General features: G+C 57.3%; 11 protein-coding genes and 1 pseudogene. 9 read left to right on the forward strand and 3 right to left on the reverse strand.

The window, feature by feature from the left end; genetic code table 11:
- Positions 1–339: 339 nt before the first annotated feature.
- Both pdxT and pdxS read right to left on the reverse strand, forming a co-directional pair.
- Positions 340–927, reverse strand: coding sequence for a pyridoxal 5'-phosphate synthase glutaminase subunit PdxT (gene pdxT, locus ACTQXO_RS07460; protein WP_441032864.1), 588 nt, complete (start codon positions 925–927; stop codon positions 340–342).
- Positions 928–947: 20 nt separating this feature from the next.
- Positions 948–1,838 (reverse strand): pyridoxal 5'-phosphate synthase lyase subunit PdxS, encoded by an 891-nt coding sequence (pdxS, locus tag ACTQXO_RS07465; RefSeq protein WP_154517081.1) that lies wholly within the window; start codon positions 1,836–1,838, stop codon positions 948–950.
- A 145-nt stretch (positions 1,839–1,983) separates the two neighbouring features.
- Here pdxS and ACTQXO_RS07470 point away from each other — a divergent pair, with 145 nt between their 5' ends.
- From ACTQXO_RS07470 to ACTQXO_RS07480, 3 genes are all read left to right on the forward strand, one after another.
- Positions 1,984–2,493: a GntR family transcriptional regulator gene (locus tag ACTQXO_RS07470; RefSeq protein ID WP_441032860.1), complete on the forward strand. Its 510-nt coding sequence runs from the start codon at positions 1,984–1,986 to the stop codon at positions 2,491–2,493.
- Positions 2,412–3,413, forward strand: a complete 1,002-nt coding sequence (pdxR, locus tag ACTQXO_RS07475) for a MocR-like pyridoxine biosynthesis transcription factor PdxR (RefSeq protein ID WP_441038962.1) — start codon at positions 2,412–2,414, stop codon at positions 3,411–3,413. The genes ACTQXO_RS07470 and pdxR overlap by 82 nt, the downstream gene beginning before the upstream one ends.
- A 544-nt stretch (positions 3,414–3,957) precedes the next feature.
- Positions 3,958–4,830, forward strand: coding sequence for a hypothetical protein (locus ACTQXO_RS07480; RefSeq protein ID WP_441032857.1), 873 nt, complete (start codon positions 3,958–3,960; stop codon positions 4,828–4,830).
- Positions 4,831–5,079: 249 nt separating this feature from the next.
- On the opposite strand, the gene ACTQXO_RS07485 is transcribed toward ACTQXO_RS07480, so the two are convergent.
- Positions 5,080–5,640: a ferritin family protein gene (locus ACTQXO_RS07485; protein WP_154517090.1), complete on the reverse strand. Its 561-nt coding sequence runs from the start codon at positions 5,638–5,640 to the stop codon at positions 5,080–5,082.
- 375 nt (positions 5,641–6,015) lie between these two features.
- Here ACTQXO_RS07485 and ACTQXO_RS07490 point away from each other — a divergent pair.
- The 6 genes and pseudogenes from ACTQXO_RS07490 to ACTQXO_RS07515 form a co-directional block, all read left to right on the forward strand.
- Positions 6,016–6,561, forward strand: a pseudogene (locus ACTQXO_RS07490) (iron-containing alcohol dehydrogenase); the annotation flags it as partial.
- A gap of 8 nt (positions 6,562–6,569) precedes the next feature.
- A complete protein-coding gene (locus ACTQXO_RS07495) occupies positions 6,570–7,949 on the forward strand; it encodes an aldehyde dehydrogenase (protein ID WP_441032854.1) in 1,380 nt (459 codons plus the stop codon).
- Between the two features lie 123 nt (positions 7,950–8,072).
- Positions 8,073–8,399 (forward strand): HIRAN domain-containing protein, encoded by a 327-nt coding sequence (locus ACTQXO_RS07500; protein WP_055250700.1) that lies wholly within the window; start codon positions 8,073–8,075, stop codon positions 8,397–8,399.
- Between the two features lie 18 nt (positions 8,400–8,417).
- Positions 8,418–8,555, forward strand: a complete 138-nt coding sequence (locus ACTQXO_RS07505; RefSeq protein WP_427719590.1) for a hypothetical protein — start codon at positions 8,418–8,420, stop codon at positions 8,553–8,555.
- A gap of 107 nt (positions 8,556–8,662) precedes the next feature.
- Positions 8,663–9,208: a metallophosphoesterase gene (locus ACTQXO_RS07510; protein WP_441038956.1), complete on the forward strand. Its 546-nt coding sequence runs from the start codon at positions 8,663–8,665 to the stop codon at positions 9,206–9,208.
- 147 nt (positions 9,209–9,355) lie between these two features.
- On the forward strand, positions 9,356–11,113 hold the full coding sequence (locus tag ACTQXO_RS07515) for a DUF2130 domain-containing protein (protein WP_441032849.1): 1,758 nt from the start codon (positions 9,356–9,358) through the stop codon (positions 11,111–11,113).
- Positions 11,114–11,139: the final 26 nt, after the last annotated feature.

The raw sequence follows: 11,139 nt of genomic DNA on the forward strand, positions 1-11,139 counted from the left end.
TCAACATCATTGTCGCAGCCCCGACCCGCGGTCACGAGCGGGGGCTCCTATCTTTTTAGTGCCCTCGGATTGGGTCATAGTGTCTGTCGTTGCCAAAACATCGGCGTTGCCTTGATCCAAACCTGCCAAAAAGGGACAGGTTTATTTTGGTCGGTATTATCTGGTCAAACGTGGCCGTCTATCGCAATGTAGTCGTTGGGGACGTTCTTGTTTGACTAGTCGTTGAGAACGTCCCCAACGACTACATAGCATGAGAGTGGATAATCTCCCGGTTTGAGCCTGCACCCAAGCTTAAAGCGGGAGATTATCCACTCGCGTTTCGTTTATTGATTTCGATGCCTACATTTGTAGGAACAGTTCGTGGAGACGGGTGTCTTCATCGAGTTCGGGGTGGAAGGTTACGCCGAGCTGGTTGCCCTGGCGCGCGGCGATGATTCGTCCGTCGACTTTCGCTAAGGCCTTGGCATTGCCGTGCACCTCGACGATGCGGGGTGCACGGATAAACGTTAACGGCACTTCACCGTCGATACCGCCTACCTGCCCCTTGGTGCGAAAACTGCCGAGCTGCCTGCCATAGGCATTGCGCTCAACGAGTATATCCATGGTTGCCAAGCGCGGTGTTCCCTTGTCATCGTGGGCGGCAAGGTCGCGCGCCAACAGAATCAGACCGGCACAAGTTCCCAGTACAGGCATGCCTTCAACAATGCGGATACGAAGATCCTCGAGCATATCGAGTTCGGCAAGTAGCTTGCCCTGAACGGTGGACTCGCCGCCGGGAAGTACCAGACGGTCAATGTTCTGCTGCAAATCGGCCGCCTGCCTCAGCTCAATACAGTGTGCGCCCAGCTCGGATAGTCTTGCTTCGTGCTCGGCAAAAGCGCCTTGGACCGCCAGCACGGCGACCGTTTGGTCTGCATAATCGCTCATGGGCGATCCTGTCTGCCGGACTAGCGCCCGCGCTCTTCCATGATAATCTCGATCTCGTCGGCGTTGATGCCCACCATGGCCTCGCCCAGGTCCTCCGAAAGCTCGGCAATGAGTTTGGCATCGGTGAAGTTTGCCACGGCCTTGACGATGGCGGCGGCGCGCTTGGCCGGGTTGCCGCTCTTAAAGATGCCCGATCCCACAAAGACGCCCTCGGCGCCCAGCTGCATCATCAGCGCGGCGTCGGCGGGGGTCGCTACGCCGCCGGCGGCAAAGTTCACGACGGGAAGCTTGCCCGTGGCGTGGACCTCGCGCACCAGCTCGACCGGAACCTGCAGTTGCTTGGCTGCCTCAAAGAGCTCGTCATCGCGCAGGGCAACAACGTCGCGGATCTGCTTTTGGATCTTGCGCATGTGACGCACGGCCTGGACGACATCGCCCGTACCCGGCTCACCCTTGGTGCGAATCATCGTGGCGCCCTCGGCAACACGGCGCAGTGCCTCGCCCAGATCGCGGGCACCGCAGACAAACGGCACGTCAAACTGGGTCTTGTCGATGTGATAGACGTCGTCGGCAGGGGAGAGAACCTCGGACTCGTCGATGTAATCGATCTCGATGGCCTGCAGGACCTGCGCCTCGACAATGTGGCCGATGCGGCACTTGGCCATAACGGGGATGGAGACGGCCTCTTGGATACCCTTGATCATCTTGGGGTCGCTCATGCGCGAGACGCCGCCTGCGGCACGGATGTCGGCCGGGATGCGCTCGAGTGCCATGACGGCGCAGGCCCCCGCCTCTTCGGCGATACGTGCCTGCTCGGGCGTGGTGACGTCCATGATGACGCCGCCCTTGAGCATCTGCGCGAGCTCGCGATTGAGTTTGACGCGATCTGCCTTGCTGGTCTGTTCTGCCATGGTTGCTCCCTTGGTTGGCATGTGCATTGCTTGACGGAACATCCTATCGGGGAGCTGGGTATGGCGAAATACTCAGTTTTCGAGATAATAATAAGGCCAGACTAATACCAGATTGAATAACTCAATAAGGTCAGGTGACAAACTCATGCTTGACTACAATTTGGAAAAACGCGGCGACGCATCGCTCTATGAGTATATTTACCAGCAAATTCGAGATGATATCGTTGCTGGACGCATTGCGGCGGGGGAGCATCTTCCGTCTAAGCGCGCCTTTGCCAATCATCTGGGAATCAGTGTCATTACCATCGAGAATGCATATAGCCAGTTACTTGCCGAGGGCTATATTTGCTCAATGCCGCGTCGTGGCTACTACGCTTGCAAGCTTCCGGATGCACCGGTTTTGGCTTCGACTGCAGAGGGTATCGACCGGGATGCCATCTCTGCGGGTTCCGGCGCGCATGATGTCAACGGACAGGTCGAGCGATCGATGCGCTTTCTCCTTCTGCTTTGGAGGCGGCGCGGCTTTGGCAAAGCGCGCTGCGGGCGACGCTGGCATCCGAAGACGAGCGCGAAATCTTTTCGACCGCGCCGGCACAGGGCACCACTCGGCTACGACGCGCAATTGCCCACCATCTGCGCGGGACAAGGGGTATGAATGTCGACCCCAACAACGTTGTTATCGGAGCAGGCGCCCAGCTGCTCGATACCATGTTGGTTCAGTTGCTTGGCGCCGACAAGGTGTATGCCGTTGAGGACCCGGGCTATTTGCGCCTGACGCGCATCTATCAGGCTATGGGTTGCAAAGTTCGACATATCCCGTTGGATGATGAGGGCGTAGACTTGAGCGCTCTGCAGAAAACGGGGACCGATGTCCTTCACCTGATGCCGTCCCATCAGTATCCGACCGGCCTTGTGACGAGCATTGCGCGTCGCTATGCGCTGCTGAGCTGGGCCGCCGAGCGACCAGGTCGATATCTCATCGAAGATGACTTTGATTGCGAGTTACGTCTGGCCGGCAAGCCGATTCCCGCGCTTGCTTCGATCGATGCCGCTCAATCGGTCATCTACACCAACACGTTTTCGAAGAGCCTTTCATCGGCGTTGCGTCTAGCGTACATGGTGTTGCCCGATGAGCTGATGGAGCGGTTTAGGTGCAACCTTGGTTTCTACGCCTCGTCGGTGAGCTCTGTCGACCAGGTCGCTTTGGCTCGTTTGCTGGAATCGGGCGATTACGAGCGACATGTGAACCGCGTGCGCGTTCGTGCTCGTGAGGCGCGTGATGGCCTGGCGGCGCTTGTACGGAATGCGTTTCCGGCAGGAGAGGTTTCGATCGAGCATGCAGACGCAGGTCTTTACTGCACCGTGGTTGCGGAGCGGGGAACGGGCGGAAGCTCTTTTGCGCAGGCCCTCACGCGCTCGAGCATCCCTTTTATCGATATCAGTAACTGTTATTGGTGTGCCGATGGCGCATCTGTCCCTGAAAACTCAGCTCAAATTCTTGTCCAGTATGACGACCTGAGTCCGGAGGTGCTTAATACCCTGGAATCGCAGCTAATGGGGCACTCTGTAACCTAAGTGAGTAGACTTTTGGCACTTTGGCGACCAGACAGTTTTGTAACAAGCTATCTACCTGTGGTTTTGAGAAGTGGGATCATCGGTCTGCTCGGGATGTCCCAAAAAGTCTACTCACTTGCCGCGCAAAGCTTCCGCATGAGAAAAAAGGGGTTTTCAACAGGGCTTCGTCCAGTTCTCGGTAAGCTTTTGGCCAATTGGGGAGGGCTGTTGAAAACTTTGCAGTTCGTTCGGCGCCATTTTTGGTGCGTTCGCGCCAATGAGAGGCCGACTGGGTTGAAATTCGTGCTTTCCTGTGCCTATGAAGGATCTACTTTGTGACATATCGGCTTTTAGGTACTGGCGTTTGCCCCCTCAAGTCCGCGCTTTGTGTCCTCCGCTTCCGCGGCCGGATGAAGACCGGCAGCGATATGACCTCGTCCGCAACCCGACGGCTGCGGTCGCGCTCGGTTTTCCGTTGTATACATTGGTTCGGACGAGAAACAAACGGACTTGCCCTGCCAACATTAGGCACCGGCTGTTTCTTGGTGAACTCCCCAGGGAATCCGTGCTGGAAACGGAGCATGGATTTTTGGTCACGTCTCCTCTACTGACGGCATTTATCATGTCTCGACATCTGACGGATCTCCAGCTTCTTCTGGTATTGTCGGAGATGTGCGGCTTGTTTGCGGTATGTGCCCTGCCGGCGCCACTTGAGGCGGAGCTTTCGCGTGCAATTGATTCGGGTACGATTTCGACAACGTTGGGTTGGGTGCGCTGCCCGTCCGAGGGCGGCGCCGCCTCAAATTTGTGGCGTCGCGACGCTTTGGTTTTGGATGGGGACCTTGACCGTTTTTGTTCAGATGTTTGCGGGATGCGTTACGGCAATCGATTTATGGCGGTATCGCATCTCGTTCCATTGGGTGCCGCTTCGCCTTTTGAGGTCGAGGCGTATTTGTTGCTTGGACTGCCGCGAGCCCTGGGAGGTGAAGGGTTTTGCGGCATAGAGCTCAATGTCAAAGTGATGCTAAGCACAAGTGCTCGAGCGATTGTAGGAAAGACCCGCGTATATATCGACCTACTCCTTTCTTCGCCGGACGGGAGGCGACAGGTGGCCATTGAATGTCAAGGAAAGGCCTCGCACGGGCGCGCGGGGGATGGCTTGCGTGACGCTGACCGCATGACGGCGCTTCAAGCCATGGGCTACGACGTGCTTCTCCTGACACACGGACAGATATCCGATGAGGATAGATTTCGTGCGATCGTTAAGGCCGTATGCAGGATGCTCGATGTTGAATATCGCTATAAAAGCTCGGATGAGCAAAGGGCTGAGGCATTACTCCGGTCTGAACTATTCGTTGACTGGACAAATTTGGGAGTAATCGACGGAAAGATGTCCATTGGACACAAAACAGCTCGATCGTGGGCGGCGCGGATCTAAGTGAGTAGACTTTTGGCGTGATGGCGACCGGGCCGTTTTGCAACAAGTCATTTACCTGCGGCTTTATAGAGCAATATGGATGGTCTGCTCGGCAAGTTCCAAAAAGTCTACTCACTTAGTTTTTGACGAGAAGTCGATGCCGAAAGTGGCCCTATTTCAGGGCGTTAACGAGTTCATGAGACACGAAAAAAGCCCGAACCATGCGGTTCGGGCCCTTTAAAGTTAGAGATTATCTCTCAGGCGGTTGGCTTAGCCAAAGTAGCGCTTGAGCAGGCCGGCGAAAGCCTTGCCGTGGCGGGCCTCGTCGCGAGCCATCTCGTGCACGGTGTCGTGGATGGCATCGAGGCCAGCGGCCTTGGCGCGCTTGGCAAGATCGGTCTTGCCGGCGGTGGCGCCGTTCTCGGCCTCAACGCGCATCTCGAGGTTCTTCTTGGTGGAGTCGGTCACGACCTCGCCCAGGAGCTCGGCGAACTTGGCGGCGTGCTCGGCCTCCTCGTGGGCAGCCTTCTCCCAGTATAGGCCGATCTCGGGATAGCCCTCGCGATGGGCGACACGAGCCATGGCCAGGTACATACCGACCTCAGAGCACTCGCCCTCAAAGTTGGCGCGCAGGTCGGCAACGATGTCCTCGGAGACGCCCTCCATCTTGGCGACGCCCACGACGTGCTCGGCAGCCCACTCGAGCTTGCCCTCCTCCTGCTTCAGGAAACGAGAACCGGGAACGCCGCACTGGGGGCACTTAAAATCCTCGGGCAGCTGGTCGCCGTCGAACTCTTCCACATAACCGCAAACGGGGCAAACAAATTTCATGATTCGATCCTTTCGATGGATGGCGATGGGGCGCTTGTCCGATCCCGTAAGGGCCCTCTCCGGACGTGCGTCTTGACGAGTTCTATTATCCATAAATGCAACAAAATGTGAAGCCTATTAGGAATGATTTTTGATAAAACAATTTTGAGAGATGAGGATGTTGATTGATTAACGATTGGCAGGCCGCCTGCGACCTCTGATGAGTACAATCGGGCGAACAAATGTTGACCAATCAACAAATGAGGGAGTTTCCTTTATGCATCTAGCCCGCTGCGCCTGGTGCCGAACGTATCAAACGGTTTTTCGCATCGCATTGCCGGTGCTGCCCTATACCGAGCCACGCATTCTGGAGCATGCTGAGAGAGCGCCTGCCAGGCCATTATCGGCTTTGGCGGTGGCTCGGCCATGGACTGTGCCAAGGGCATGGGAGCACGCATCGCGCAGCCAAACAAGCCCATCAACAAGATGCGCGGCCTGCTGCGCGTCCACCGTCTCCTGCTGCTGCTTATTGCGGTTTCCACTACCGCCGGTACGGGAAGCGAAGTCACGCTCGCGGCGGTTATCACCGATGACGAGACGCACTACAAGTACCCCATTAACGACTTTGTGCTTATCCCGCGCTTTGCGGTGCACGACCCCGAGTTCACGCGAGGTCTGCCCGCCTCCATTACGGGGCAGACGGGCATGGACGCCCTGACGCATGCCGTCGAGGCCTTTATAGATTGGGTCGATCGAATGAACGCCGCCTTGGACATTCCCAAATATGTGACGGGCATTCGCCGCTCCGACATTCCCGAGATGGCGGCGCATGCCGATGCTGAGGCCAATCCGCTGTACCCCGTTCCACTTTTGAAGGACCGTTTGGAGCTGATGCGCATGTACGAGGTCGTCGCGGGTGGTATGTTTGAGGGCGAGAACTAGGAGGGTCCATGAACACCGAGGAAATTGCGCGCAGCGTCGGAGACCAGCGCGTCTACTTTAAGACGCACGCCACGTTTGATGTCGATGCTCGACGTCGTGCGCTCGTGAGTTTACGCGATGCGGTGCGGGCCCATGAGGCCGATATTGCCCATGCGCTCAAGACCGATTTGGGAAAGTCGCATGACGAGGCGTATATGTGCGAGATCGGCACGTCGCTTTCCGAGATTCGTCATCAGATCGCACATGTGGCTCGATGGAGTCGTCCGCGCCTGCGTCCGTGCGACCTTGCCAACGCCGTGAGTGTGTGCAAAACGCAAGCCGTGCCCTATGGCGTCACGCTCATCATGGCCCCGTGGAACTACCCGTTTTTGCTAACGCTCGAGCCGCTCGCCGGCGCCCTTGCCGCGGGCAATACTGTGGTCATCAAGCCGAGCGCCTATGCTCCGGCATCGAGTGCGGTGCTCAAACAGATCTGCGAAGAGGTATTTGATCCGTGCCTGGTGACAGTTGTCGAGGGCGGGCGCGCCGAGAACGAAGCGCTGCTCGATGAGTGCTGGGACAAGATCTTCTTTACCGGTAGCGTTCCGGTCGGCAAGCTCGTCATGGAGCGCGCAAGTAAAAACCTTACGCCCGTGACGCTTGAGCTGGGTGGAAAGAGTCCCTGCATCGTGGATGCGACGGCAAACTTGAAGGTTGCGGCACGGCGTATCGCCTTTGGTAAATGGCTCAACGTGGGGCAGACCTGTGTGGCGCCCGACTACCTGCTGGTCGATGCGCGTGTGCACGACGAGTTGCTGGGCCTCATCAAGGAAGAGGCGCGCCGTATGTTTGGCGAGCATCCGCTCGACAACGAGGATTACGGGCATATCGTCAATGCCAAGCATTTTGCGCGCGTGCATGGGCTAATCGATCCCGATAAGGTCGTGCTTGGAGGTGCTGCGCGCGAGGCTTCGCTCAAGATTGAGCCGACAATTTTGGACGGCGTGGCCCCCGATGACGCCGTGATGCAGGAGGAGATTTTCGGCCCCATCTTGCCGGTGCTGACGTTTGAGAGCCTAGACGAGGCCGAGACGTTTATTACGGATCGTCCGACGCCGCTGGCCCTGTATATCTTTAGCCAGGACCGTGAGGTTCAGCAGCGCTTTGTGCGTTACGTGCCCTTTGGTGGCGGTTGCGTCAACGACACGATCATGCATCTGGCTACGAGCCATATGGGCTTTGGCGGCATGGGAGCGAGCGGTATGGGGCAGTACCATGGACGCGAGAGCTTCGATACGTTTAGCCACAAGAAGAGCATCGTGAACAAGGCAACGTGGCTGGACGTGCCATTCCGCTATGCCCCTTACGCAAACTGGAAGCACAAATTCGTGCGCATGTTTGTGCATTAGAATCAGATGACATAGGGACAAACGGTCGAAAAGGCGCAGACAGGATGAATTTGTGTCCGCACGGACCCGTAGACTTCTCGGCAAGGTTAAACGCCGGTTTATCCGGCCGTTAGGGGAGTTGCTATGTACGAGCCTTCACGTGTTCTTCTGTCGTTTCACATTGCGGGATTTCAGTATGCCGACGGCGCTTTGGTCCTAGGAGATCTTAAAGTGGGCGATAAACTGACGCTGTGCGCCGAGCGCGATAATCCCCATGATCCCGAGGCGGTTGCGATCTACTACGGCAACACCAAGCTTGGCTATGTTCCGGGAAACGAGGTCGGTCCGCTGTCCTTGATGATGTATTACGGCCATGAGGACGTATTTGAGGCCCGCGTGCAGCAGGTTGCCCCCGAGCGTAGCCCGTGGCACCAGGTGCGCGTTGGGCTCTATGTGGTGGATGCCCGCTAATCGGTAAGGGAGGCTGCCATGTTTGATGACGATGACCTGTTCGATTTGACGGACGATTCGTTTGAGTGGGATATGCTACTCGACGACGATGAACTGGAGCAGGATCGCAAAAAGCAAAAGGATAAGAACGCCCAGGGTAAAGGTACGAATAAATAGACAAGCGCCGTCGCGGACTGTTTGGCGGGCTCTTTGGGTAACTGCCGCATCGCTGCGTCTGTATACTTAGCACGAGTTGGACGCGTTGCGAAATGAGGACTGAGACGATGATGTGGTTTACCGCCGACCTGCACCTGGGCGATACGAATATCTTGCACGACATGGACCGACCGTTTGGCTCGGTTGAGGAGATGAACCGCAAGGTCATCGATGTCATCAATGAGTGCGTGGCTGCGGACGACCGCCTCTATATTCTGGGCGACTTTACCTATCGTCTACCCCTAGCGGATGCCGTGCGCCTGCGCGAGCGCATCGAATGCCAGAACGTGACGCTCATCCGTGGTAACCATGACGGCGACTGGGAAGATCCCGACGTGCCGCAGATTTGGGAAGACGTGCGTGATTACCTGGAGATTGCCCCCGGCTATGCCAAGGGTCATCGTCTGGTTATGAGCCACTACCCCATGCTCAGCTGGAATGGCAAGGCACGTGGCGCCATCATGCTGCACGGGCATATCCACAGCAGGGGAGACCGCACCAATACGCGCAACCGCGATCGCGAACGTCCTATCTTTCGCTACGATGTCGGCCTCGATGCCAACGAGTACAAGCCCGTAAGCCGTGACCAAATCCTAGGCTTCTTTGGACTGTAATTCTCGAACCGTCACACAAAACGCCACAAAGGGGACGGGCACCTTTGTGGTGGTTCTGGCGCCGTTGCCATTATGGCGGCGTCTTTTTTGTCCGTGCGGCGCGGTAGAGTGTAGGCGGTTGAAATTTGCGTCCATCGAGGAGCTGCTATGAACGAGATTAAGTGCCCGCATTGTGGCGAAGTATTTAAGGTCGATGCATCCGGCTATGCGGATATCGTCAAGCAAGTGCGCAATGCCGAGTTTTCGCGCGACCTGGATGAGCGTGTGAAGGCGGTCCAGCGCGAGGGCGAGCAAGCGCTGGAGCTTGAGCGCTCGCGTTCGATGGCTGCCTTGCAAAAGGCAGAGTCCCAGCGCAACGCTCAGCTTACCGAGCAGAAGAACGCTGCAGCTCAACAGCTGGCACAAGAGGTTGCCAAGCGCGATGCCGAGCTTGCCGAGCTGCGCGCCAAGCTCGAGGGCGCTGCCGCAGAGCGCGAGAGTGCAAGCCAGCGCGCGGCGGTAGAGGCACGAGCCAACGCTCAAAAGGAGAATGCTGAACTCCAGCGCGAGATCGACAATTTGCGTGCGCAGCTGGAGCGCAAAGATGACGAAGCCAAGCTCGTCGAGTCGGCGGCGCGCAATGCTGCTCAAAACGATTTAGCTGCACGTGATGCTCAGATTGCCGAGCTGCAGGCCAGGCTTGCCGCGGCGGACAAGGCCCAGGTGATGGCGCTTGCCGCTGCCGCGGCAGAGTCGCAGCGTGAGCTCGATGCCGCTCGCAGCGAGGCCGAACGCGCGCTTGCTGACTATCGCGCGAAGGTACAAGAGAGGTTTTCCGCCGCAAAGGCTCAGTCTGAGCGCGAGGCCGAGGGCCTTCGTGCACAGCTTCGTGAGCAAGAACTTTCTGCAAAAATGGAGCTGTCGAAGGCGGTCGCCGCGGCGGAGCGAGAGCGCGATGAGGCGCGTGCCAAACTGACGAGCGAGCTGGCGGTGCGCGATTCTCGCGAGGAACAGGCCAAGGCGGCACACGAGCTCGAGCTTGCGCAGGCCAAGCGCGCGAGCGATGACCTGATTCGCTACAAGGATGAAGAGATCGAGCGCCTTAAGGACATGAAGGTCCGTCTGTCCACCAAGATGGTGGGCGAGTCGCTCGAGCAGCATTGCGAAACCGAGTTTAACCGTCTGCGCATGACGGCATTTCCCAACGCGTACTTCGAGAAGGATAACGATGCGTCCGAGGGTACCAAGGGCGACTTTATCTTCCGCGAGTGCGACGCGAGCGGCAACGAGGTCATTTCGATTATGTTCGAGATGAAAAACGAGAACGACGAGACCGCGACCAAGCATAAAAACGAGGACTTCTTTAAGAAACTCGATCACGATCGTCGCCAGAAAGGCTGTGAGTACGCGGTGCTCTGCACGCTGCTCGAGCCCGAGAGCGAGCTCTATAACGTAGGGATAGTCGACGTGAGCTATCGCTACGAGAAGATGTACGTGATTCGCCCGCAGTTTTTCATTCCCATGATCACGCTCCTTCGCAACGCCGCCATGGGCTCACTGCGCTATAAACAGGAGCTAGCGGAGTACAAACAGCAGAATATCGACGTCACGAACTTCGAAGCCAAGATGGAGAAGTTCAAGAATGATTTCGGTCGCAACTACGAGATCGCGAGCCGCAAGTTCCAAACGGCAATCGATGAGATCGACAAGACGATTAGCCATCTGCAGAAAACCAAGGAGGCATTGCTGTCCTCCGAGAACAATCTGCGCCTAGCCAACAAGAAGGCCGACGATCTTACCATTCGCAAGCTCACGTGGGGCAACAAGACCATGAAGGCGGCGTTTGACGAGGCGCGCGGGGCTGCGCCAGAGACAAACGATGAGCCAGCCGAGGCGGATTCGTATGAGGTCGAGGATACCGAGTAAGGCATAGCGTATAGTGCAAAAACGGG

The sequence above is a fragment of the Collinsella sp. LCP19S3_D5 genome (assembly GCF_052121415.1).
Taxonomy (GTDB): Bacteria; Actinomycetota; Coriobacteriia; order Coriobacteriales; family Coriobacteriaceae; genus Collinsella.

Coding starts and splice junctions, on each gene's coding strand:
- ACTQXO_RS07510 (WP_441038956.1), top strand. CDS start 8,663: ATGATGTGGTTTACCGCCGACCTGCACCTGGGCGATACGAATATCTTG.
- ACTQXO_RS07515 (WP_441032849.1), top strand. CDS start 9,356: ATGAACGAGATTAAGTGCCCGCATTGTGGCGAAGTATTTAAGGTCGAT.
- pdxS (WP_154517081.1), bottom strand. CDS start 1,838: ATGGCAGAACAGACCAGCAAGGCAGATCGCGTCAAACTCAATCGCGAG.
- ACTQXO_RS07470 (WP_441032860.1), top strand. CDS start 1,984: ATGCTTGACTACAATTTGGAAAAACGCGGCGACGCATCGCTCTATGAG.
- ACTQXO_RS07495 (WP_441032854.1), top strand. CDS start 6,570: ATGAACACCGAGGAAATTGCGCGCAGCGTCGGAGACCAGCGCGTCTAC.
- ACTQXO_RS07505 (WP_427719590.1), top strand. CDS start 8,418: ATGTTTGATGACGATGACCTGTTCGATTTGACGGACGATTCGTTTGAG.
- pdxT (WP_441032864.1), bottom strand. CDS start 927: ATGAGCGATTATGCAGACCAAACGGTCGCCGTGCTGGCGGTCCAAGGC.
- ACTQXO_RS07485 (WP_154517090.1), bottom strand. CDS start 5,640: ATGAAATTTGTTTGCCCCGTTTGCGGTTATGTGGAAGAGTTCGACGGC.
- ACTQXO_RS07500 (WP_055250700.1), top strand. CDS start 8,073: ATGTACGAGCCTTCACGTGTTCTTCTGTCGTTTCACATTGCGGGATTT.